General features: G+C 65.0%; 23 protein-coding genes. 8 read left to right on the forward strand and 15 right to left on the reverse strand.

Annotated elements, in window-relative coordinates:
• Positions 1-199 precede the first annotated feature (199 nt).
• Positions 200-1,027, forward strand: a complete 828-nt coding sequence (gene mftM / locus J1M87_RS21970) for a mycofactocin oligosaccharide methyltransferase MftM (RefSeq protein ID WP_206491905.1) — start codon at positions 200-202, stop codon at positions 1,025-1,027.
• Between the two features lie 82 nt (positions 1,028-1,109).
• Here mftM and J1M87_RS21975 read toward each other — a convergent pair whose 3' ends face one another.
• From J1M87_RS21975 to J1M87_RS22015, 9 genes are all read right to left on the reverse strand, one after another.
• Positions 1,110-1,790, reverse strand: a complete 681-nt coding sequence (locus J1M87_RS21975) for a response regulator transcription factor (protein WP_206491906.1) — start codon at positions 1,788-1,790, stop codon at positions 1,110-1,112.
• Entirely contained in the window at positions 1,787-3,178 is a 1,392-nt protein-coding gene (locus tag J1M87_RS21980) for a histidine kinase (RefSeq protein WP_307830902.1), read from the reverse strand. Before J1M87_RS21980 ends, J1M87_RS21975 begins: the two co-directional genes overlap by 4 nt.
• Positions 3,175-4,362 carry an iron-containing alcohol dehydrogenase gene (locus J1M87_RS21985; protein ID WP_241257356.1) on the reverse strand — a complete coding sequence of 396 codons (1,188 nt, stop codon included), beginning with the start codon at positions 4,360-4,362 and terminating at the stop codon, positions 3,175-3,177. Before J1M87_RS21985 ends, J1M87_RS21980 begins: the two co-directional genes overlap by 4 nt.
• 181 nt (positions 4,363-4,543) lie before the next feature.
• Positions 4,544-6,061: a VWA domain-containing protein gene (locus tag J1M87_RS21990; RefSeq protein ID WP_206491908.1), complete on the reverse strand. Its 1,518-nt coding sequence runs from the start codon at positions 6,059-6,061 to the stop codon at positions 4,544-4,546.
• The gene (locus J1M87_RS21995) at positions 6,058-7,095 is read right to left on the reverse strand and encodes a MoxR family ATPase (RefSeq protein ID WP_206491909.1); all 1,038 of its coding nucleotides are present in this window, start codon (positions 7,093-7,095) and stop codon (positions 6,058-6,060) included. The genes J1M87_RS21990 and J1M87_RS21995 overlap by 4 nt, the downstream gene beginning before the upstream one ends.
• Before the next feature lie 73 nt (positions 7,096-7,168).
• The gene (gene mdo, locus J1M87_RS22000) at positions 7,169-8,440 is read right to left on the reverse strand and encodes an NDMA-dependent methanol dehydrogenase (protein WP_206491910.1); all 1,272 of its coding nucleotides are present in this window, start codon (positions 8,438-8,440) and stop codon (positions 7,169-7,171) included.
• A 199-nt stretch (positions 8,441-8,639) separates the two neighbouring features.
• Positions 8,640-9,824 carry an MFS transporter gene (locus J1M87_RS22005; RefSeq protein ID WP_206491911.1) on the reverse strand — a complete coding sequence of 395 codons (1,185 nt, stop codon included), beginning with the start codon at positions 9,822-9,824 and terminating at the stop codon, positions 8,640-8,642.
• 121 nt (positions 9,825-9,945) lie between these two features.
• Positions 9,946-10,722, reverse strand: coding sequence for a glutamate racemase (locus tag J1M87_RS22010; protein WP_206491912.1), 777 nt, complete (start codon positions 10,720-10,722; stop codon positions 9,946-9,948).
• Positions 10,719-11,891, reverse strand: a complete 1,173-nt coding sequence (locus J1M87_RS22015; RefSeq protein ID WP_206491913.1) for a cystathionine gamma-synthase — start codon at positions 11,889-11,891, stop codon at positions 10,719-10,721. The genes J1M87_RS22010 and J1M87_RS22015 overlap by 4 nt, the downstream gene beginning before the upstream one ends.
• 81 nt (positions 11,892-11,972) lie before the next feature.
• On the opposite strand from J1M87_RS22015, the gene J1M87_RS22020 reads away from it, so the two are divergent.
• Entirely contained in the window at positions 11,973-13,145 is a 1,173-nt protein-coding gene (locus J1M87_RS22020) for an acyl-CoA dehydrogenase family protein (protein WP_206491914.1), read from the forward strand.
• A gap of 57 nt (positions 13,146-13,202) precedes the next feature.
• Here the strand turns inward: J1M87_RS22020 and J1M87_RS22025 are convergent, their stop codons facing one another.
• The gene (locus J1M87_RS22025; protein WP_206491915.1) at positions 13,203-14,585 is read right to left on the reverse strand and encodes a cystathionine beta-synthase; all 1,383 of its coding nucleotides are present in this window, start codon (positions 14,583-14,585) and stop codon (positions 13,203-13,205) included.
• A 96-nt stretch (positions 14,586-14,681) separates the two neighbouring features.
• On the opposite strand from J1M87_RS22025, the gene J1M87_RS22030 reads away from it, so the two are divergent.
• A complete protein-coding gene (locus J1M87_RS22030) occupies positions 14,682-15,695 on the forward strand; it encodes an SGNH/GDSL hydrolase family protein (protein WP_206491916.1) in 1,014 nt (337 codons plus the stop codon).
• 72 nt (positions 15,696-15,767) lie between these two features.
• Positions 15,768-16,988: an acetyl-CoA C-acetyltransferase gene (locus J1M87_RS22035; protein ID WP_206491917.1), complete on the forward strand. Its 1,221-nt coding sequence runs from the start codon at positions 15,768-15,770 to the stop codon at positions 16,986-16,988.
• Positions 16,989-17,055: 67 nt separating this feature from the next.
• On the opposite strand, the gene J1M87_RS22040 is transcribed toward J1M87_RS22035, so the two are convergent.
• On the reverse strand, positions 17,056-17,901 hold the full coding sequence (locus J1M87_RS22040; RefSeq protein ID WP_206491918.1) for a Bax inhibitor-1/YccA family protein: 846 nt from the start codon (positions 17,899-17,901) through the stop codon (positions 17,056-17,058).
• A 198-nt stretch (positions 17,902-18,099) separates the two neighbouring features.
• Here J1M87_RS22040 and J1M87_RS22045 point away from each other — a divergent pair, with 198 nt between their 5' ends.
• Positions 18,100-18,525 carry a hypothetical protein gene (locus J1M87_RS22045; protein WP_206491919.1) on the forward strand — a complete coding sequence of 142 codons (426 nt, stop codon included), beginning with the start codon at positions 18,100-18,102 and terminating at the stop codon, positions 18,523-18,525.
• 3 nt (positions 18,526-18,528) lie between these two features.
• On the opposite strand, the gene J1M87_RS22050 is transcribed toward J1M87_RS22045, so the two are convergent.
• Positions 18,529-19,656 carry a methyltransferase gene (locus J1M87_RS22050; protein WP_206491920.1) on the reverse strand — a complete coding sequence of 376 codons (1,128 nt, stop codon included), beginning with the start codon at positions 19,654-19,656 and terminating at the stop codon, positions 18,529-18,531.
• Between the two features lie 28 nt (positions 19,657-19,684).
• On the opposite strand from J1M87_RS22050, the gene J1M87_RS22055 reads away from it, so the two are divergent.
• Positions 19,685-19,861, forward strand: coding sequence for a hypothetical protein (locus tag J1M87_RS22055; protein WP_206491976.1), 177 nt, complete (start codon positions 19,685-19,687; stop codon positions 19,859-19,861).
• A gap of 15 nt (positions 19,862-19,876) precedes the next feature.
• Here the strand turns inward: J1M87_RS22055 and J1M87_RS22060 are convergent, their stop codons facing one another.
• The 3 genes from J1M87_RS22060 to J1M87_RS22070 are packed head-to-tail and all read right to left on the reverse strand — an operon-like array spanning position 19,877 to position 21,789.
• Positions 19,877-20,401, reverse strand: a complete 525-nt coding sequence (locus J1M87_RS22060) for a peroxiredoxin (RefSeq protein ID WP_206491921.1) — start codon at positions 20,399-20,401, stop codon at positions 19,877-19,879.
• Positions 20,402-20,417: 16 nt separating this feature from the next.
• Entirely contained in the window at positions 20,418-21,185 is a 768-nt protein-coding gene (locus J1M87_RS22065) for a tyrosine-protein phosphatase (protein ID WP_206491922.1), read from the reverse strand.
• Positions 21,186-21,210: 25 nt separating this feature from the next.
• Positions 21,211-21,789: an antibiotic biosynthesis monooxygenase gene (locus J1M87_RS22070; RefSeq protein WP_206491923.1), complete on the reverse strand. Its 579-nt coding sequence runs from the start codon at positions 21,787-21,789 to the stop codon at positions 21,211-21,213.
• Positions 21,790-21,958: 169 nt separating this feature from the next.
• Between J1M87_RS22070 and J1M87_RS22075 the strand changes: the two genes are divergently transcribed.
• Both J1M87_RS22075 and J1M87_RS22080 read left to right on the forward strand, forming a co-directional pair.
• Entirely contained in the window at positions 21,959-22,456 is a 498-nt protein-coding gene (locus J1M87_RS22075) for an Lrp/AsnC family transcriptional regulator (protein WP_206491924.1), read from the forward strand.
• Entirely contained in the window at positions 22,453-23,619 is a 1,167-nt protein-coding gene (locus J1M87_RS22080; RefSeq protein WP_206491925.1) for an FAD-binding oxidoreductase, read from the forward strand. The genes J1M87_RS22075 and J1M87_RS22080 overlap by 4 nt, the downstream gene beginning before the upstream one ends.
• Positions 23,620-23,623 lie beyond the last annotated feature (4 nt).

Consider the following 23,623-nt stretch of genomic DNA (forward strand, 5'->3'; position numbering starts at 1 on the left):
GGGTGGTGTCCGGCCCGTCCGGCGCGCGAGGTGAACCTCGGCCGAGCAGCCCGAACTACCTCGAAACTGCCGAACCGAGCGCTGCGTGTGAGACGCTCGACGTCACCGATGACACAGACTTCACCGGGACACAGTTCGTATGCAGCAGATCTCGTCGAGCGCTGACCGTCCGTAGCCCGACGAGCAGAGAGGGCTTTCGATGACCGAATTGGACGCACTCGCACCGAGCCCCGATCACGTGTGGGCGCACGAGAACGTGGTGGTCCGTTACCTGCGCGAGGTCGAGTTCGACGCCGTCCGAAATGGCTCCACCGTGCAGGTCTGCCACGGCCTGACCGAGGCCGAGATCGGCGAGTGCCTCGTTCCGGTGGTCACCGAGCAGGCCCGCCATGTGGGTCTGTCGCAGCGCGAGTTCGAGTTGGTGTTGGTCGGCCTCGTTCGCACCACCGTTGCCGATCCGATCGAGGCCTGGTCCACCTACTACCGCAACTCACTGAACGAGCTGCTGGCCGGCACCGCTGATTTCGCGGCTGTCCACGCTCGCGCAGAATCCTTGGTCCTCGGTTCGGTGCTCGACATGGGTTCGTGCTTCGGCTTCTTCCCGCTGCGACTGGCGACGAAGGGCCACAGTGTGACTGCGACGGATGTGTCGGCAGGCACCATGCGGCTACTCGCCGCCGTCGCCCCACGTCTCGGCGTCACGCTCGACAGTGTGGTGTGCGACGCAGCGGATGTTCCAGTTGCCGATGGCAGCGTCGATACCGTGACGGCACTGCATCTTCTCGAGCACGTCGATGCCGAGACCGGTTCTCGGATCGTGGCCGAGGCGCTCCGAATCGCGCGCAGGCGCGTCGTCGTCGCCGTACCCTACGAATCCGAGGCAACGGCCTGCCACGGACATGTCCGCACGTTCGACGAGCCCGCGTTGATCGAACTGGGCCTGTCGACAGGTGTGCGGTTCCAGACCTCGGAGCACCACGGCGGATGGCTCGTCGTGGACAAGACCCCGGCACCCCAGTTCGTCTGAACGGACATCTGCGCCGCGCCCGACCGACCCGCACGGCTCCCGGATCGGTCGAGCTCACCGATCGGCGCGGTGCAGGCTCACATCAAATCAGACCCTGTTTGCTCGCCGCGTACACCGCCTCGGCCCTCCGACTGACCGCCAGCTTTCGCATGATGTTGCTGACGTGGAATTTCACCGTCGTTGCCGAGATGAACAGTTGTGTTCCGATCATGTTGTTGGACAGCCCCGTAGCGAGCAGACGAAGCACTTCGAGTTCACGCTCGGTGAGGCGCTCGATACTGCTCGGCGTGCCGTTCAGTGATCGAACGACGGCCGAAGCGCTTCTCGAATCGAAAGCACTCTCCCCGCGGGAGACGGCCCGGATCGCCCGGACCAACTCGGTGGTGTCGACATCCTTGACCACATACCCCCGGGCTCCGGCGTGCACGGCTTCCACCACGAGCCGGTCATCGAGAAAGGTCGTCAACACCAGTAGCCCGATTCCGTTGTGTGCCTTGGCCAATTGCGCACACAGTGCCAGACCCTCGTAATCCGAGCTGGCGGAGAGCTTGAGATCCATCAACACGATGTCGGGTTCCACCCGAGCCACGACGGCCAGACCCTCCTCCCGACTGGAGGCCTCGCCCACGATCGTCAGATCCGACTCGCGTTCGAGCACCGATCGCAATCCGTCGCGCAGGATTGCGTGATCGTCGACCAGCACGATGCGTACCGTGCGCCCCGAAACCTGCCTGGCGTGGGTGCCAACCGTCGGAATAGTCACTGTGTCTCGCCCTTCTCGAATTCTCCATGCGAGGGAATCCGCGCCGCAACACGCACACCCCCGATACGGGCGCGCCGGATCTCGAAGACGCCCCGATGCTCACGGGTGCGGGCCGCCATGTTCGCCAATCCTCGGTGCCTGCCGTCCACGTCGGCGGACTCGGCCATCTGCAACATCATGCGCAGATGGGCCGGGTCGCCGTTTCCGTCGTCGGCGATCGAGAGCTGGACGTGATCGGCCGAATAGGTCAGTCGAATGATCGCCCGCGACGCACCGGAGTGCACCGCAGTGTTGAACAGGGCTTCGCCCGCGATGCGGAGCAACGAGTGCTCGCATTCACTGCTCAGCTCCACCGGAGTTCCCTCCACGCGCAGCGAGACCTGCAGCTCGTCCGGCATGTGCACCACGGAGAGTTGTTCGAGCATCTCGGGCAGAGACGTTCGATCGGCGTCCTGAGGATGATTGAGCGCGTAGATCGCCGACCTCAACTGATCCACTGCTCGACGCGTCAGATCCTTGGCCAGATCCAGCCGTTCACTACGCTCCTCGGCCGAGATGTCGCTACGGCATACCTCGATCTGCATCCCCGCCGACAGCACGGCCTGGGTCACGCTGTCGTGGAGTTCACGGGCGATGCGGTGGCGTTCGTCATCGAGTACCTGATGCCGGTGAGCCGCACCCAGTTGTCGTTGTGTCAGTTGTAGTTCCGCATTGCGCGCCGCCAGATCGGCCGCCGTTCGGTTGGCCTGCGCGTAGGCATTCTCGGTCCGCTCCAGCAGTTCGCGCCGACTCTGGAACAGCGCCGAATTCTGCAGGGCCACCGCGGTTTGGCTGGCGAGAATACTCAACACTGCTGCGTCGGTGGCGTCGAGCACCCGTCGCTCTCCGGTCCACGCGGCAAAGGCCCCCACCACACCTCCGTCGAACGCGATGGGCACGAAGGCGTGATGGGCAGAGATCACCGGAGTCAGGCCGTCACCGCAGGTCGAATTCCGAATCGACTCGAGGCAGTCGACGACATCGTCCGGCAGCGGCGGTCCCTCGACATCGTCGACCAGGAACGGCGTCGCGTCCGGCCCGAGAACCAGCCGTCGCGGGCCGGCGTCCGGGAAGACGCCGTCGGCGAGAGCGAACACCACCCAGCGCGCGCTCAAATGGGCCCGAGCAGCCTCGGCCACCGCGCACACCAGGGTTTCCGGACCGTCGACCGTGCGCACCAGCGCCCGCGAAATCAGCTCGAGCGCATAGACCACGCGTTCCAACCGTTCGGCGGCGCCGCGGTACTGAGGATAGAAGGTGTTCTTACCCGAGCGCAGGCCGGTCAGCAACGACAGATCGGGCCCGGCGGGCACCTCCACCCCGTTCGTCACATCAGGTCTCGAGGTCACAGCGCTGTCCTGAACAGATCGACCATCTCGCGGTGCGTCGCAGAACGCGGATTGGTGGACATGCAGGCATCTCGTAATGCATTGGTGGCCAACACATCCAGATCCGACTCGCTGACTCCGATCTGAGCCAGGCCGGACGGTACACCCACCTGACGAGCAAGTCCGTCGACGCGATCCGCGACGGCCATCGCGGCCTCTTCGGGCCTGGCCCTGCCCTCGGGCAATCCGAGGCTCGTCGCGATCGCCACGTACGGCAGCGGATCCACTGCGGCGTTGAATCGAATGACGTGCGGCAGCAGCACCCCGTTGATCACCCCGTGGGGAAGATCGAGCAACCCGCCCACCTGATGGCTCATCGCATGGGTGGCACCGAGAATTGCGTTGGTGAACGCCAGGCCGGCCTCGAGACTGGCCTGCGCCATCGACCCCCGGGCAGCCATGTCGGCGGGTTCGTCGATGGTGCGAGCCAGGTGCGACATCACCATCGTGACGGCGCGGAGGGCATGGTGGTCGGTGAGCTGGTTGTGCCCCAGCGAGACGAATGCCTCGATTCCGTGCGTCAGAGCATCCAAACCAGTTGCTGCATTGAGCCATTCGGGCATCGTGGTCAGCAACACCGGATCGATCACGGTGATGTCCGGAACGAGCGCTCGGCCGAGAATGGTGATCTTGGTCGACCGCGCCGTGTCGGTGACTATGCAGAACTGCGAGACATCGGCCCCGGTGCCCGAGGTGGTCGGCACCATGACCAGAGGCGGGATCGGCCGCGTCGCTCGATCGACCCCCTCGTAGTCGAGGATCCTGCCGCCGTTACCCGCGAGGATGGCGACGCCTTTGGCGGCATCCATCACCGACCCTCCGCCGATGGCGACCAGCACATCGCAACCGGTGGCGGCGTAGTACTCGTGCCCCGCCTCGATCTCGGCATCCTTGGGATTGGGTGTCAACGCACTCCAGACCTGCGGATCGAGCCCCTGGTCGGTGAGCAGGTCGACCAACTGTCCGGCCCAGCCACTGTCGATCAGTCCCGAATCCGTAACGAGCATCGGCCGTTCACCGCCGAGTCGGCGGGTCGCGTGCGCGACCTCGCCCAGCGAATCCGGACCGAACACGATCTCGGGCGCGTGAAACTTCAGGACCCGGGGAGCCTCGGCCCGGCTACGCTGCGAGTCCAGGTCGTGCAGAGCCTTGCCGACATCCGCCGTCGCTACCTGGTCCACCGTTCACGCCCTCGCTGTCCTTCGCTCCGAAAGAATCCGGATCTGTGATTCAGGTTACAACGTTACGGGTGTGCCGCGTCCGAACCCACCAGCGCCGGGGCAGGTTCTCACCTGCCCGATCGGGCAGGTACCGCCACCGGTGAGGTCAGGACAGCGCGTGTCCCAGCTCGGCCGCCTGCGCCGTCAGTTGCTCCCCGTCACGCGCCACCACCACACGGTCACAGAACGGCTCGTACTCCTCCATCGAGCACGCTGCTTGCGCCCAGTAACGGCGAGCCTCGGGGGTGATCCACGCGATCCGATGCACCTTCGACCGAATTTTCTTCAACGCCTCCAGCCCCGGCGGCCGTCCGTTGCATCGACCGTCTCCCACGATGATGACCGCAGTACGCTTGTTCAGAACCTCTCCGTGCGAATCGAGCAGATCCGCGAAGGTCCTGCCGTAGTCGCTACTCGCTTCGAGATCCAGTCGTGCGTCCGCGAGCACCGCAGCCAGCGCACCGTCTCCGGTACTGCCGAGCAAGGTGGTCGTCACGTCCACCGGTGAATCCACGAAACCCAGCACCGTGCAGCGGTTCGCCCGAGCATGCATGGCCTGCGCGAGCCTGAGAGTGAACGCCGTGATCGGCCGGACCGACAGTGAGACGTCGGCGAGAACGAGGAGCCGGACCTTGTCGGGCACCGGAGTTTTCGTCACCAGGCGGAAAGGTGTTCCATCGGTACGCAGACTGGACCGGACGGTGCGCCGCATGTCGAGCGGGCCGCGTGCATGTTCGCGCGGTCGAGGCCGAGGAGTGCCCCGCATGTGTTTGAGCACCTCGTGACTCGCGCGCTCGATCTCTGCGTGCCGGCCGATCGTCTGTGCCGCGCCGTCGACCGGCACCGGCGAGGACATCCTCCCGGTCAGATCCCCCAGCGCTGCCACGAATTCCTCGACGGCATCGGTGATGCGGTCGAGCATGGCCGCGCTCAGTGGACCCGAATCACCACCGTCGCCGTAGACGCTGCTCGGGTCGTAGGCATCGAACCACGCCAAGATACTCGCCGGGTCTTCCCAGTTCAGTTGTCCGGCAATCGCTCCGCTGGTGCTCGACGCCAACTCCCCTGCCGCCGTCGATCCGGACCGCTCCAGGTCGACGGTGTAGGTGACCCCGCGACGACCCATGTCACCGTCCGTGTCGATCGACAGATCGTGATCCTCGGAGGAAAGACTGATGTCGTCGTCGTCCTTGTGTGGATTGAAGCCCTTGTCTGCTTCCGGGGTGTCGAGCAGATCCCCGATCTCGACGGCACGCTCGTTGTACTCGGCGTACTTGGCGGCCTCCCGGTCTGCTCCCACATCGAGGTCCGTCGGTAGTCCACCCGCCACCTGCGCACCCACGGACGAACGATGCTCGTCCGTGGCGCTGTCGATGTGCGCCACGAACATCGACTCGAAGGCCAGATCGAAACCGTGCTGTTCGTGCTCGTACTTGGCGCAGGTCGCGCGCAGTGCCGCACGCAGGATCGTGAGGTCACGGGCTCCGAGGAGACCGAGGACGCGTCGCACCTCGATGACCTCGGCCGGCGACGCAGCGACCCCGAAGCGCCTGAGCGTTCGACCGAACACCGCCGCCAGCACATCGAGTACCACCGATGCCGAGAACGTACGGTGCCCGGTCATCGTCGTATTCCGATGCCGCCCTTGTCGCGTCCACCGTGTCCTCGGAAGGCCGTCGCGGTCGTATTGACGACCGTTCCCAGTGATGTTGCCACCGAGGATGTCTCGGCCACCGGTCCGGCAAGTGCGATCTTCATGTCCGAGGAGTATTTGACCAGCGCGGCCAGCAGATATTTTCGGGTCTCGTCGGTATGGCCGAGAACCGAAGCGATACGAGCCGCATCGATCACCTCCGAGATCGAGGGGCTCTTGCGTAGCGGGAGCTCGCGCAATTGTGTTGCCAGATCTACGATCTCGGCCACCATCTGTGTAGGCACCTCGGGAGCGCGAGCGGTGACGATCTCGCGTTCGCGCGCCGCCGTCGGGTAGTCGAGATGAAAGTGCAGGCAACGCCGCTTGAGGGCCGAGGACAACTCACGAGTGTCGTTGGAGGTCAGTATCACCCATGGGTCGCTGCGGGCAGTGAACGTGCCGACCTCGGGGATGGTGACCTGCTTCTCGGCGAGCACCTCGAGGAGCAGTGCCTCCATCGACTCCTCGGTTCGGTCCACCTCGTCCACGAGCAGTACCACCGGCTCCTCGGACAACACCGATTCCAGCAGGGGACGTACCGACAGGAAGGCTTCGGAGTACAAGCCGAAGTCACGAGCGGCGAGCATGCTCGAGGCGTCGTCGATGTCGGTGACGTCCTTGGTCAGCGCGCCGATGTGTTCGCGAAGCATCTGCACATGCAGAAGTTGCTTGGCGTAGTCCCACTCGTACAGGGCTCGGTTGTCGTCCAGGCCCTCGTAACACTGCAGGCGGACCAGTTTGCGACCGCTCGCCGCGGCGAGCGCCTTGGCCAGTTCGGTCTTTCCCACGCCGGCTGGGCCTTCGAGCAGCAGTGGCCGGTCCAGCGCTGTCGCCAGGTGCACCACGGTGGCGAGGTCGTCGTCGGCGATGTAGTCCTGCTCTCCGAGCGCGCGCTGCAGGTCTGCGGCATCGGTGAATCGAACGGTTCCGGTGTCGTGACTGCGCACTGTCGACAGCGAGGTCATGTGCTTCCTTTCAGACGGCGCAGTGGTGCGGTTATGTGCCGTCTGGGGCACATAACCGCACCACTGCGAAGCATCAGTACGACTCGTTGATCGCGTGCGAGACGACCGGGATCATCGACTCGACGGTGACCTGGCGCGGGTTGCCCGGGGTGCACCAATCTTCCTGAATGTGCTCGGAGATCTTCAGAACCGACTTCTCGTCGCCCTTGATCACGTCACCCTTGCCTGCGTACTTGCCGGTGTTCATCCGGTTCTTGTCGTACGTCGCAGACCGAATCGAACCGAAGTTGTCGGGAATACCGACGTCCTTCGCCAGTCTGATCGCGGCTTCCACGGCGGCGTCGGCGGCCTGAACGGTGGTCATGTTCTTGGTGTCGACACCCATGGCCACCGCGATCTCTGCGTAGCGCTCGTACCGTGAGGGCAGGTTGTACTCCCACACCCGCGGGAGGGCGATGGCGTTGTTCAGACCGTGAGCGCTGTCGTAGAACGCACTGATCGCGTGCGAGATCGAGTGAATCACACCGAGTCCGCCGGAGTTGAACGCCTGCGTGGCGATGTACTGGGCGTTCATCATGCCCTCGCGTGCCTTCAGATTGCCGGGGTCGTACACGGCCTCGCGAAGGTGCTTGGACACCAACCCGATCGAGTAGATCGCGTTGCCGAGCGAGGGCGCGAAGTCCAGACGCGAGACGTACGGCTCTGCACCGTGCGCCAGGACGTCGAACCCGCAGAACGCGGTCCACTGCTGCGGGCACGTGTAGTAGAGCAGCGGATCATCCAGTGCCAGAGTGGGTGTGGATGCCTCGTCGAAGGCCAGCCACTTGTGCGGCTTCTCCATGTCCGAGGTGTCGGTGATGACGTACGCCCAGGAGGTCTCCGAACCCGTTCCGGCGGTGGTCGATACGGCGATGTGCGGTGGGTTCTGCTTGTTCGTGGACTTGGAGAATCCCTCGAACTCGTTGATGTTGCGACCGTCGTGCGCGACGACGATACGAATGCCCTTGGCGGCGTCGTGGCTCGAGCCACCACCGACGGAGATGACGCTGTCGCACTTCTCCTTCTGGTAGAGGGCGGCACCGTCCATGACGTTGTAGTCCTTGGGGTTGGACTCGACCTTGTCGTAGAGAACCACCTCGACGCCCTGGTACTCGATCTTGCCGATGAGTTCCTCGATGATTCCGGACCCACGCAGACCGGTCGTGACCAGCAGCGAGCGCTTGAATCCGAGTTCCTTGGCCTCGACACCGATCATGTCGTGGGCTCCGACTCCCAGCTTGGCGCGCGGCAGCGGGTGAAACTCCTTGATGGGGAATTCCCAGATCTGATTGAGCTCGATAACCATCGGTGTCTCCTCGGTGAGTGTGAGTGACAAGACGCCTTCTTCTGTGATCGGCGTCTCACTGAGGAACACACTCCACTGCCGTGCACCGCGTTGGGAACACCTCGAGAGGCGAACCCTGCCAACGACCCGACCGAACTACCCGATCGGGCAGTGCAGGGCGCTCATCCTCGGCAGAGGTAGCTCGACCGAGATACCCCCACTAGCGATCTCGCCGCTGCGCGAGCGAGAATCCCACCACCGATATCAGTGCGAGCGCGATGACGAATGCCCCGTACACCAGCACCGTCGTGCTCAGTCCGAGGCGGTGCACCGAGAGCCCGGCAACCACTGCCGGCACGCTGAATGCGAGATAGCTGATGACGAACGTCGTGGCGAACACCCCGCCTCGCTCGGCGGCGGGAACCATCGCACCGAGGGTCCGCATGGCGCCGAGAAACGTTGCTCCCCAACCCGAGCCGGCTATCACGGCACCGACGAAATACAGCACGATCGAATCGATCTGCACCGACACCAACGTCAGTGCGACCCCTGCCGCCAACACCGTCGCACCGCTCATCATCACCGTTCGCGGAAATCCGTTGCGCACTGCGGCCGCAGCGACAGCACCCGAAGCGAACAGCGCGAATATCTCCAACCCACCGACGATGTGGTTGTCGATTCCGAACACGGTTCCGATGATCGAAGGACCGAGTGAGAGGTGAAAGCCGCCGAGCGACCAGGTGGCGAACAACGCGGGTGCGATCAGAAAGAACGGTGCCCGCACGGACTTCGGGATCGACGCTCGCGGCAGCAGCGTCGAGGCGAGGTGCCGACGAGAATCGAAGCCCCGCAGCGCCGAGGTCTCGGGAACGAACAGCAGTGCAATGGCAAGGATTGCCGCAGCGGCGATCAGCAGCGCGAACACGAGAATCTCGGGCGCAGGCGCCAACTGCACCAACAATCCGGCGCCGAGAGCCCCGCCCGCCAACCCGAGGGACGGCGCGATGCTGTTGAGCAACGGCCCCGTCGACACATCGGGCTGCAGATCGATGATCGCCGCACTCATCGCACCCGTAGCCGCACCTGCAGCTATTCCCTGCACGACTCGCGCCGCGATCAGCACTGGCACGCTGTCGGCAACGATGAACAACACCAGGCCGACGATCAGAAGCAGCAGTGACGCGATCAGAATCGGCCTACGCCCGATGTGATCGGACAAACTACCGACGGTCAGCAGAGTCGACAGCAACGCGAGTGCGTACACAGCGAAGATGGTCGTCAGTGTGATCGCGCTGAATCCCCAGGACTGCTGGTACACCGGATACAACGGGGACGGGGCGGCCGAGGACGCCATGAGAACGACGAACGACACGCCGACCACCCAGAACGCGTACCGATGCGGCATGCGCACCGAACTCCGACGGGCTGTACTTCGCTCTGCGACGCCGACCATGTGTTTCCCTCCACCGCTGACCGTTAGCTCCGTGAAGGACAACGCGTGGGAGCGTCATACATTCCCGGCGGAATCAGTGGTGTTCGGCCGATACTCCGCCGAGCAGCACCTGCCCCTGTCGGTAGCGCTGCGCACTCGCAGGCATGCCGCCCTCGGTTCCGCTCAGCCATACCGATACCCGGCCGGTCCCGGAACGGCCCGAGGCGATCTCGTCCACGCGTCGGACAGTCTGATGTGCCACCGCCTCGGCACTGTCGAACATCGTCACCCCGACGGGCAACTGCGCGACGATCTCGTCGAGCACCAGAGGGTAGTGGGTGCACCCCAGCACGATCGACTCGACGTCGTCGGGAGTAGCTGCGACGGCAGCGGCGATGGCAGTGCGGATTCCATCGGCGTCTCCGCGGTCGATCGAATCCGCGAGACCATGGCACGCCACGCTCGTCACCGTCCGATGGGAGGCGAACTGCTCGATCAAGCGCGCCTGGTATGCACTCGCCGTCGTTGCTGCCGTCGCCCAGATCGCTATCCGATCGCTCACCGCTGCAGCGGGTTTGATCGCCGGAACGGTCCCCACCACCGGCACCGACTCGCCGAGCGCGGCCCGGACGTGACTCAGCGCCGTCACACTGGCGGTGTTGCACGGCAACACGACCGCCTCGGCACCGAGTTCGACGGCGTGCTGCGCCGTGCCGACCACCCGGTCGATCACCCACCGATCCGGCTTCGGTCCCCACGGGGCGTTGTCGGGGTCCATCATCAGCACCAGATCGAGCTCGGGACGCATCTGCCGCAACCGCGAGGCCGTCGGAACCAAGCCGAGGCCCGAGTCGATCAGTGCGACGATCATGCCAGTGCTTGCTCGACGTCACCCACCAGATCGGCACCGTCCTCGATGCCGACCGACAGTCGCACCAGGTCGTCGGGAACCTCGAGCAACGAACCGGCCGTCGAGGCGTGAGTCATCGCACCGGGATGTTCGATGAGCGACTCGACGCCACCCAAAGACTCTGCGAGAGTGAATATTTCGGTTTTCGCGCAGAAGTCCAAGGCGGCCTGCTTTCCGCCGGCCAGTCGTACCGAGACCATGCCGCCGAAGCGTCGCATCTGCTTCGCGGCGACAGCGTGAGACGGGTGCGATTCGAGTCCGGGGTAGATGACCTGCGAAATGGCCGGATGGCCGTCGAGGAATTCGACGATCTTCTCGGCGTTGTCGCTGTGCCGCTCCATCCGCAACGCGAGAGTCTTGATGCCGCGCAAGGTCAGGAACGCATCGAACGGTCCGGGAACTCCGCCCGCGCCGTTCTGCAGGAACGCGAACGCAGTGTCCAGTTCTTCGCTGTCGGTCACCAATGCGCCGCCGACGACATCGGAGTGCCCGCCGATGTACTTGGTGGTCGAGTGCAGCACCACATCGGCCCCGAGACTCAGGGGCTGCTGCAGATAGGGAGATGCAAACGTGTTGTCGACGACGAGCTTGGCCCCACCCTCGTGGGCGACGCCCGAGAGCGCCTCGATGTCACCGACGTTGAGCAGCGGGTTGGTGGGCGTCTCGACCCAGACGAGCTTGGTGTTGGGGCGCATGGCGGCGCGCACCTCGTCGACATCGGACACTGCGGCAACGGAGTACTCGATGCCCCACTGAGTGAAGACCTTGTCGATCAACCGGTACGTGCCGCCGTACGCATCGTTGGGAATGACGAGGTGATCACCGGGACGCAGCGCAGAACGCAACAGGCAGTCGGTGGCCGCCATGCCGGAGGAGAACGCGCGGCCATAGGTACCGGACTCGATGGCTGCAAGATTGGCCTCGAGCGGCCGCCGCGTCGGGTTGCCGGTGCGCGCGTACTCGAAACCGCTGCGCATGCCGCCGACGCCGTCCTGAGCAAAGGTGGAGCTGGCGTAGATCGGCACGTTCACCGCACCGGTCAGCGGATCCGGCTCGTAACCGGCGTGTACCGCCTTGGTCGAAAATCCTTGCCACAGGTCGCTGTCTGCCTTGCTGCGCTGCTCACTCATGCCCTCCACACTAATCGGCCTGCGCCACCCGGCAGAGCCGTGGGTAACCTGCGAAGACCACCCCCAGCGGAAAGAGGCACCGTGGCCAACTCCCAGAGCGTCGACGAACTGTTCGCGATCGATTCACTCCTCGACGACGAGGAACGACAGATCAGGGACACCGTCCGAAAGTTCGGAAACGAGCGTATCCGTCCGCACATCGCCGACTGGTTCGACGAAGGCACCGTTCCGGCGCGCGAAATGGCCAAGGAGCTGGGCTCCCTGGGACTGCTGGGCATGCACCTCGAGGGCTACGGCTGCGCCGGCACCTCCGCGACGGCATACGGCCTGGCCTGCCTCGAACTCGAAGCCATCGATTCCGGTATCCGGTCCCTGGTCTCGGTACAGGGCTCGCTGGCCATGTTCGCCATCTGGAAGTACGGCTCGGAGGAGCAGAAGCAGCAGTGGCTCCCCGGGATGGCCGAGGGCTCGCTGATCGGATGCTTCGGGCTCACCGAGGCCGACTACGGGTCGAACCCAGGCGGCATGCTCACCCGCGCCAAGCGCGACGGCGACGACTGGATCCTCAACGGCAGCAAGATGTGGATCACCAATGGTCCGGTCGCCGACGTCGCCGTCGTCTGGGCTCAGACCGACGACAAGATCCGCGGCTTCGTCGTACCGACCGACACCCCCGGATTCACCGCCAACACGGTGAAGAAGAAGCTCTCGCTTCGTGCCTCGATCACCGGCGAGTTGGTCTTCGACGACGTCCGACTGCCGGCCGATGCGATGCTGCCCGAGGCCCGCGGCCTGAGTGGTCCATTGAGCTGCCTCAACGAGGCTCGCTTCGGCATCGTCTTCGGCGCGATGGGTGCTGCGCGGGACTGCATCGAATCGGCCATCGAGTACTCGAAGACCCGCGCGGTCTTCGACAAGCCCCTCGCCGGGTATCAGCTCACGCAGGCCAAGCTCGCGAACATGGCGCTCGAACTCGGCAAGGGCCAGCTGCTCGCGCTGCATCTGGGCCGACTCAAGGACAAGGGCGAACTACCAGGAGAACGGGTGTCGCTGGGCAAGCTGAACAACGTGCGCGAGGCCATCAAGATCGCTCGTGAATGCCGAACAATATTGGCCGCCAACGGAATCACCCTGGAATACCCGGTGCTCCGGCATGCCAACAACCTCGAGTCGGTCCTCACCTACGAGGGTACGTCCGAGGTCCATCAGCTGGTGATCGGACAGGCGCTGACGGGCTCGAGCGCCGTCCGGTAACGCTTCCGATCGTGCGCCTTTTGCGTACCCCCAGGTACGCAAAAGGCGCACGACGGTCTACGCCTTGCTGAGGAATCCGAGCAGGTCATGCCGAGTGATGACGCCGACCGGCTTGCCTTCTTCGACCACCATCAACGCATCGGACTCCCCGAGCGCCTTGGTGGCATCGGAGACGGTCTCACCGGCACCGATCAATGGGAACGGCTCACTCATGTGCTGGGCGACCGGATCGGCCAGTGCAGCGCGACCCTCGAACACGGCGCTGAGCAGCTCGCGCTCGGTGACGCTGCCTGCGACCTCGCCTGCCATGACGGGCGGCTCCGCACCGACGACCGGCATCTGCGAGACGCCGTATTCGCGCAGGATCTCGATCGCATCGCGCACGGTCTCCGACGGATGGGTGTGCACCAGGTCCGGCAGCGCGCCGGACTTCCCGCGCAGAACCTCACCGACCGAGGTCTCGTGGGTCTTGCCGTCGAGGCGTGAGCGCAGAAATCCGTACGAGGACATCCACGAGTCGTTGAAGATCTTGGCCAGGTAGCCGCGGCCGCCGTCGGGCAGCAGTACCACGACCAACGCGTCGGGCCCTTCGCGCTCGGCAACCTGAATTGCAGCCACGGCAGCCATTCCGCACGAGCCACCGACCAACAAACCCTCTTCTCGGGCCAGGCGACGGGTCATGTCGAACGAATCCGCGTCGGAGACGGCGATGATCTCGTCCGGGATGGACGGGTCGTAGGCGGTCGGCCAGAAGTCCTCGCCGACCCCCTCTACGAGGTACGGGCGTCCGGTGCCGCCGGAGTAGACCGATCCTTCGGGGTCGACGCCGATGACCTTGACCTTGCCGCCGGAGACCTCCTTGAGGTACTTGCCGGTGCCGGAGATGGTGCCGCCGGTGCCGACGCCCGCGACGAAGTGAGTGATCTTGCCGTCGGTGTCGGCCCAGATCTCGGGGCCTGTGGATTCGTAGTGGCTGGCCGGGCCGGCCGGGTTGGAGTACTGATTCGGCTTCCAGGCTCCTTCGATCTCGCGGACGAGTCGATCGGAGACGCTGTAGTAGCTGTTGGGGTCCTCCGGTGCAACGGCCGTCGGGCAGACGACGACCTCGGCTCCGTAAGCGCGTAGTACGTTGCGCTTGTCCTCACCGACCTTGTCGGGGCACACGAACACGCACTTGTAACCGCGCTGCTGAGCAACGAGTGCGAGGCCGACGCCGGTGTTGCCGGACGTGGGCTCGACGATGGTGCCTCCGGGCTTCAATTCGCCTGCGGCCTCGGCGGCGTCGATCATCTTGACCGCGATGCGGTCCTTGGACGACCCACCCGGGTTGAGGTACTCGATCTTGGCTGCGACCGTGCCGCCGCCGTCGCCGACGACGGTGGACAACTTCACCAGCGGGGTGTTGCCGATGAGTTCGGTGATGTGCTGAGCGATGCGCATTTCCCTATCTTCCCAGATGGGCATCGTGCACTCTCGGCCACGGCCGTCGAGACCCGCATACGATGGTCTCGACGGCGCGAGGAGAGGGATCGATCTGTGACGGCGAGCGGATGGCGTACCGCTGCGAAGGCGAGCGCCGCAACAGTCCTTGCAGGCTCCGGAGCAGGTACTGCGTCCTGGGCCGCGTACCGGCATCTGATGGCCCAGGCCGCTGCGGCACGCGGCGTCATCGGCCGCACCACCGCCAAACCTCCCGAGGCGGACGGCGTCTACACCGCGGGGTGCACTGCGCCCGAGCGATGGCGGATCGGAAGTTCGGCAGATATTCACCTGATGATCTTCGGCGACTCCACAGCGGCCGGAGTGGGCTGCACCGTGGCCGACGAGGTTCCAGGAGTTCTCCTCGCACGCGGCCTCGCCGAGGAAACCGGCCAACGAATTCGATTGAGCACCAAAGCGATTGCGGGAGCAACCTCCAAGGGCCTCGAAGGTCAGGTCGACGCCATGTTCGTCGCGGGCCCGCCGCCGGACGCGGCGGTGATCTTCATCGGCGCGAACGACGTCACCAAGAAATTCTCCATTCCCGCATCGGCGGCCAGGTTGGGCGACGCGGTCGGGCGACTGACGGCCAAGGGCTGCGTCGTCGCTGTGGGCACATGCCCGGATCTCGGTGTCGTGACGGCCATTCCGCAACCGCTGCGCACCGTCGTTCGCAATTGGGGTCGACGCCTGGCCCACGCGCAGACGGCCAGGACGCTCGGCGCGGGCGGCCATCCGGTGGCGCTGGCCGATCTGCTCGCCCCGGAGTTTCTCGCGGCCCCGGACACCATGTTCTCGGCCGATCGTTTTCATCCGTCGGCGGCCGGGTACGAACTGGCTGCTCAGCAGATTCTGCCGGTGCTCGCATCCGCCCTCGGCGTGTGGCACGGCGGCCCGCTGCCCGAGCTGCCGACCGTATCTGCAGCCGTCGAGTCGCGGAGGGCGATCCCCCGCGCCACGGCCGCTCTCGACCGGTTCCTGCGACGCAGAACCGCTGAGCTCGACGCCGAGATCAGCACGGCATCGGAGGATCTCGGACGTCGTACCGGTGCCCGATCTCCGGGGTTGTAAGTTCGGACAGGAGACATTGCCCTACCCGGCGGTAACTCAGCGCCGACACAGTATCGACACGAAGGAGATTCCATGCCCGAGGCAGTTATCGTCGCCACCGCGCGTTCACCGATCGGCAGGGCGATGAAAGGTTCGCTCAAGGACATTCGTCCCGACGACCTCACCGCTCAGATGGTCGCCGCTGCATTGGCCAAGGTGCCCTCGCTCGATCCGAAGGACATCGACGATCTTCTCCTGGGCTGCGGCCTGCCCGGCGGCATGCAGGGCAACAACCTCGCTCGTATCGTCGCGGTCCAGCTCGGCTACGACTCGCTGCCAGGAACGACGATCACCCGCTACTGCTCGTCCTCTTTGCAGACCACCCGGATGGCGCTGCATGCGATCAAGGCGGGCGAGGGCGACGTGTTCATCTCCGCAGGCGTCGAGAGCGTATCGAGCTTCGTCCACGGCAGCTCCGATTCGCTTCCCGAAAGCCACAACCCGATCTTCGCCGACGCCGAGGCCCGGACCAAGAAGGCTCAGGAAGAGGGTGCGGACAGCTGGACCGATCCCCGCGAGAACGGCGAGCTGCCCGACGCGTACATCGCGATGGGCCAGACGGCCGAGAACGTCGCGCTGCTCACCGGCATCTCCCGCGAGGACCAGGACCGCTGGGGCGTCCGCAGCCAGAACCGCGCCGAGGAGGCCATCAACGCCGGATTCTTCGAGCGGGAGATCACCCCGGTGACTCTGGCCGACGGCACCGTCGTCACCGCCGACGACGGGCCGCGCGCAGGCACCACCTACGAGAAGATCAGCCAGCTCAAGCCGGTCTTCCGCCCCAACGGCACCATCACCGCAGGTAACGCCTGCCCACTCAACGACGGCGCCGCAGCGCTCGTCATCATGAGCGACACGAAGGCGAAAGAGTTGGGACTGACCCCGCTGGCGCGCATCGTGTCCACCGGAGTCACCGGAACGTCCCCCGAGATCATGGGTCTCGGCCCGATCGAGGCCACCCGCAAGGCACTGAAGATCGCGGGTATGTCGATTTCCGATATCGACCTGTTCGAGATCAACGAGGCCTTCGCCGTGCAGGTCCTCGGCTCGGCACGCGACCTCGGCATCGAGGAGGACAAGCTGAACGTCTCCGGCGGTGCCATCGCGGTCGGCCACCCGTTCGGTATGACCGGTGCCCGCATCACCACCACCCTGCTGAACAACCTGACCACCCATGACAAGACGTTCGGCGTCGAGACCATGTGCGTCGGCGGCGGCATGGGCATGGCCATGGTGCTCGAGCGTCTGAGCTGATCTCACCGGTACCGACGAGAAATGCCCCGCCCTCCGAACGGAGTGGCGGGGCATTTTCGCGTGAGTACTAGTCGTTCTGGAAGTAGCTCAGCAGACGCAGGATCTCGATGTACAGCCACACCAGAGTGATGGTCAGGCCGAGGGCGACGCCCCAGGCTGCCTTCTCCGGGGCCTGTGCGCGGATCAGCTGATCGGCCTGGTCGAAGTCCAGCAGGAAGCTGAACGCGGCGATTCCGATGCAGACGAGGCTGAAGATGATGGCGATGGGTCCGCCGTCACGCAGGCCGAATCCACCGTCCATGAAGAAGCTGGCAACCAGGTTGCCGAGCATCAGCACGACGACGCCGATGAGGGCACCGACGATCATGCGGGTCAAGCGCGGGGTGACGCGAATTGCACCGGTCTTGTAGACGATCAGCATGCCGAAGAACACGCCGAACGTGCCGAGGACGGCCTGCGAGATGAGGGTCCCGGCTCCGACCCCCTGAATCGGGAAGGTGAACACGAAGGACAGGGCTCCGAGGAAGATGCCCTCGGCCGCCGCGTACGCGAGCACGAGCGCCTTGTTGTCCATCTTGCGGCCGAAGGTCGCGAACATGACCAGACCGAAACCGACGAGACCACCGACGACAACGAACGGCATGGCCAGAGCGTTGTTGTTCTGGACGAGCATGTACGAGATGACCGCCGTGACGGTCAGCACACCGAGGGTGATGCCGGTCTTGGTGACGACATCGTCGATCGTCATGGCCCGCTGAGCCGGCTGGGTGGTGTACGGGTCGGTCTGCGTTCCGGGATGCTGACCGAACGTTGCGGCCTGCGAGGCTCCAGCCGTCGCAGATCCGAATGTGGCGTAGCCGCCGCCCTGTTGTTTGGGCAGGTTGCGGAACACCGGGTTGCTGGAGGTGCGCACCGTGACTCTTCCCTTCGTAAAGTTCTGATCCCCACCGGGGATCTCCCCGTCGGTCTCTTGTAGAACGTCTGGCATCCGGACAAAAGTTCCCAAGCGGAAAACTTCTACGACGGACAAATCGGACTCTACCGGGTGCAGCCTCGATCCGTTGAGACGACCGAATGTGTGACGCCGAATCGAAACGGGCACTATGAGGAAATGGCTATCGAAGACGGACCAGACCAGACCTTGGACACCAGCGAAAGCCTCGACTCCGACGAGGTGCGCAACGACGACGGCGACACCGTGGTCGACGCACCCGACCACTGGAGCGAGGCCAACAGCTTCGGCACCACCGCTCGTGAAGCTGCCGAGGGCGAGAGCCTGGACCTCAAACTCAGCGAGGAAGAGCCCGACGTCACCACCGAGGACGAGCTCGACCGACCGATCACCGAAACTCCCGACGAGGAATTGACCGAGGAACTGGTCGACCACGTCGTTCAGGAATCGGACGAGGATCCCGATATCGATTACGCGGAGGGCCAGCGGCAGGCCGAGATCGTCGAGGGCACGCTCGTCGAGGACCGCGGTCGAAACCGGGGTCAGATCGACGGGACCCCGGAAGACGGCGGCCCGATCACCTGAGGCCTATCGCCGCTCGCTCGGGCGTACCGAGCGGGCGACGGTGAACTTGCTGTTTCGTCCCATCGAGTCGGTCGGGCCGACGGCCTCGGCCAGTTCGCGGCGATAGTTCAGATGGGTGTTGAACACCGTCCACAGTTGTCCGCCCGGCCGTAGGACCCGACCGGCTGCGGCGAACAGTTTGCTCGCTCCACCCGTGTGCACTGCCGCGCCTTCGTGGAACGGCGGATTGCACACCACCAGATCGACCGACTCGGACTCGAAGGTCGACATCGCGTCGTCCACGATCACCGAGATCTCGGTTCCGTTGGCCGCGGCCGTCGCCGCCGCAGAGGCGGTCGCTGCGGAGGAACGGTCGGTGGCGATCACCTGGAGGCCGGGCCTGCTTCGAGCCAACTCTGTTGCGAGAATTCCTGTGCCACAACCTAAATCGACGGCCGTGCGGGCATGCGGCAACATCTTGGGCAGGTAGTCGAGCAGAAGACGCGTCCCGAGATCGAGTCCGGCTCCGGCGAACACCGCACCGTGTGCGACCACCGTCATGTCCAGGTCGGCGATCCGCTTGCTCACCGGATACGTCATGCCCGACGCCACCGCCCCGGTCGCGGTGAGCACTCGCGCCTTCTGCCGTCCTCGGCCTGCCGTCACCGTCTCGAACGACCGTCGCAGCACGTCGTTCATCGCTGGCGTCATGTGTTTGTCTCGCCCTCCGGCCAACAGAACCACCTCCGCAGGGGCGTGGGCTGCGATGTGTTCCGCGATCTCGGTCAGTTCGGCCAGACTTCTCGGTAGCTGCATCAGTACCGCCGCGACGCCGTCGAGTAACTCGGCACCGAGTTCGTGCTGGGTGTATGCGCCGGTCATCGCCACCCGCGCGGCGTTGAGTTCGAGCGCCCGCACGCCGGTGACCGCATCCTGATGGACCCGCACATCCATGAAGCCCAGCGCCACGGCACCGAGGGTGAGCGCGCCGTATCGGTCGCCGATCACCGCGATCGGTGCCGCTCGGTCGATGCCCGGATGTCGGTCGAAGGTGTCGAGAACGAGTCGGTCCGCCGCGTCGACGGCATAGAGGTTGGGTGCCTCGACGTCGGGCTCGCGGCGCAGGGCGTCGAACAGCGATTCTTCGGGCATCGGTGCAGTATCCCACTGCGCTGTACGCATGCATTCAGCGCGGCGAGTGGCTATTGCACTCGATCAGGGGCATGCTCTGGGAATGGAACCCGAAGACAAGAACGAGGCGCTCTTCAGCCACCCCGACGACGCGTCGACCGATGCGCGCGCCGAGGCATCGAAGCCGGCCGTCTACACCGCCCTGTTCAGCGGCGCGAACGAATAGCGATCTCACCCACCGTCACGACAAGTAGCGCAGGTAGTCCAATGCCTTGGTGGCGTGGACATGACCGCGCTCGCTCCGCACGACCATGCGTACCACTCGGTGCCTGTCGATCACGAAGGTCGTCCGCTTCACGGACAGCAATTGCCGCACAAGTCCACGTCGAGCAGCAGTCGAGTGTCCTCGTTCGAGTTCGCGAAGCCGACGCTTGCGAGTGAGCCACCCTCCTCGCCGCACCCCGAACTGCTCGGCAACAGCGCCGTCGGAATCGGACAGTAGTGGAAAATCGAACGCCCGCTGGAGCGCGAAGTGCTGATTGCGATCGCGGGTGTCGGTACTGATCCCGATGCGCTGCGCACCGAGGCGCTCGAATTCTGTGCCCAGATCCCGGAAATGGCATGCCTGCGCGGTGCAGATCGGGCTGTTGGCGGCCGGATAGAAGAACAACACGACGGGGCCTGCGGCAGTCAACTCGGTGAGCGCACGACGCTCGCCCGAATGATCGGCGAGTTCGAAGTCGGGTGCAGTGGTGCCGATACGCATGGAGCGAGGCTACCGCTCAGTGGTCCAGAACGGCGCCCGCCAACTGTCGGCGGAGACTGCGGTCGATACCCAGGTGCGTCAGATAGCCCTCGAACGAGCCGTAGCTGGACTCCATCGCCGCCAGTCCGTGTTCGAGGTAGGACGCTCGCACACCCAGCATGGCCTCGGTAGGACGTGCGTCCGGCTCGGTGCCCGCCCAGATTCGGCGCAGGTGAACCAGGAGGGGTTCGACCGCCTCGTTGCTTCTCAGGTAGTCCGCGAGGATGTCGCTCTCACCGACTCCCGCGGCCCGCAGTACGGTCGCCACCGTCCATCCGGCTCGGTCCTTGCCTGCAGCGCAATGCACCAGCACCGCACCACGTTGCTCGACGAGCGCGTGCACCACGGCCTTGATCGCGTGCGAGGCCCCGTCGAGAGTCGGGTAGGACGCGTACGCCCGCATCATGTAGTCCACCTGGTTCTGCTCGGTGTGGATCGAGGCCTCGTGCGGAGCGCGCTCGCCGCGGGCTCGGACGTACGGCACCGAGATCGACTCCACGCCCGAGGGAACTCGATCTGTGCCGCTGCGTTCGATCTCCGATTCACCACGAAGATCGAACACCGTGCGAATCCCGAAGTCGGCAACTGTGCGCTGTCCCGATTCGGTCAGGGCGCTCAATTCGGAAGCACGATAGAACAATCCAGGCCTGACCCTCGCGCCGTCGCTCGTGCGAGCACCACCGAGATCGCGAAAGTTCCACGCCCCGTCCAGAGCGAATTGGTTGTGCACAGCGGCGTCGGGCATGGCCTCGACTGTACCGACTCTCGTGCTACCCCTCGCTGCGCGGCACGAGCCAGGTGCGCAGCCGCGCGGTGACGAACGGCATCACCACATACACCATCAGCGGCGTGCACGTCATCACCACCAGAGCCGTGCGCAGAGCTACGTTCAGGGTGTTCAGATGAGGGGTGAGGAGAATGTTGACCAGCAGACTGACGGCGTAGAAAGCCACACCGATCGACACCGCCTGCTTCCAACGCGGCGGCGGTCCACCGATCACTCGCACCGCCTCGGTGAGCGTCGACTGCGGCTCGAACCATCCTTCGACGCCGGAAAGCCGATGTGTTGCAACATCGTCGGCGATCGAACGCCCTGAGCTGAGCCAGCTGCGCCGGGCTCGTGAACGCATCCATGCCTCGAGGTGGTCGTGGGTCTCGAACCGATACACCACGTGGTAGTCGCTCGACTCTCCGGAGCTGCGCAGCCAGCCGCCACCGAGGAACCCGGGAAACGTCCGGACGAGATCGATGCCTCGATCGGTCCACTCCACGAACTCTGCCTCGTGGCCCTGTCGAACACGTCGGGCGACCGAGGTCGTGACGTGATCGAGCGTGTCGGTCGCGGTCATTCGATGCCCCTTCTGCGCGTTCTTCCCGAACTCGAGTGTTCTACACAGCGTGGTCTCCAGTGGACCGACCATCAAATCGAGAGCACAATCGAAGAGGAACGGCTTTCCGAACGACCATGGGCGACAATTCGTCCATCATTGTGCCCCTCGAACCTCCCGGGATGGACGGATGGCAGAGACCGAACCCGAGTACGCGCTCGACGACGTGGACCGACGCATCGTCACCGAGCTCAGCCGCGATGGACGTATGTCCATGCGGGCATTGGCCGAAGCGACGCACATCTCCCGCGCTCACGCCTATGTGCGCGTCGACCGCCTGATCGACGAAGGAGTCATCGAGGGCTTCACCGCACGCATCGCCTACGAAAAGGCCGGCGTCGGGGCGTCCGCGTACGTGGCACTGTCCATTCGACAGGACTCCTGGCGCGCCGTGGCCGACGAACTGAGCACGTTGGCGTTCGTCGAACACGTCAGCCTCATGGGTGGTGATTTCGATGCGCTCGTACTGGTCCGGGCTCCGAACACGTCGGCCCTACGGCATCTGGTGCTCGACGAACTGCAGGGCCTCGACGGGATAGTGTCGACACGGACGTGGCTGATCTTCGATGAGGCCGTCGGTCCAGGAGCGCAGTGGTACACCGAGAAGACGAACGGGAGAAAGTCATGAGCACCTCTGCCCGCGACACCCACCTCGCCGACGCGATCGTCGTCGGCGGTGGCATCGGCGGGGCATCTCTGGGCTACGAGCTCGCGAGCGATCGCCGCGTCACACTGCTCGAGCGCGAGAAGACCTTGGCTTTTCACACCACCGGACGATCGGCCGCGCTGTTCCTGGAAACCTACGGCAACAGCACTATTCGCGCACTGACAACAGCCAGCCGCGACTTCCTGGTCGACCCGCCGGAGGCCTTCCGATCCGAACTCCTCACTCCGCGACCACTACTTCAGTTCGCTGCCACCGGGCGAGGCCCCGCACTCGAGGCGATGCACGCCGACATCAAGAGCCTCACACCCGACGCCCAACTCGTCTCCCCTGCCCAGGCGCACACGTTCTTTCCTCCGCTACGTCCCGAACTGATCGATTGCGCGCTCTACGAACCGCATTCGATGGAGGTCGACGTACATGCACTGCATCAGGGCTTCGTACGCGGGCTGCGCGAACGCGGCGGACGGGTCCATACCGGTGCTGCGGTGACCTCGCTCGAACGCGTCGACGGCCAGTGGCATGTGGCGACCTCGAATGGGACGACCCATGTCGCTCCGCTCCTCGTCGACGCGGCGGGTGCCTGGGCGGACGTGCTCGGCTCGATGGCCGGTGCCGACCCCATCGGACTCGTCCCGATGCGACGATCGGTGTTCATGGTGGCCGCACCCGAAGGACTCGACACCTCCGATCTCGCGACGCTGAGCGACATCGACGAGAAGTTCTACATCAAGCCCGAGGGCGCACAACTGTTGTGCTCTCCCGCGGACGAAACTCCCACCGAACCGAGCGACGCCCGCCCGGACGAGTTGGAGATCGCCCGGGCGTTCGACGACATCGCCGAGGCCACGACGCTGACGGCGCGCCATGTTCGTTCGTCCTGGGCTGGGCTCCGTAGCTTCGTTCCCGATCGCACCCCTGTTGTCGGATTCGATCCGAACATCGAGGGTCTGTTCTGGTGTGCCGGGCAGGGCGGGTACGGAATCCAGACGTGCGCGGCACTCGCCCGCGTGGGCGCGGCAATCGTTCGCGGACAGGCGCTTCCGAATGACGTAGCCGAACGAGGCCTGCACGCCGCGGATCTTGCGCCCGATCGTCCCGGCCTGTCGATCCGCGCCGAGCACTGATCGT

Origin of the sequence: Rhodococcus sp. KRD162, from assembly GCF_017168335.1 — a bacterium.
GTDB lineage: Bacteria > Actinomycetota > Actinomycetes > Mycobacteriales > Mycobacteriaceae > Rhodococcoides.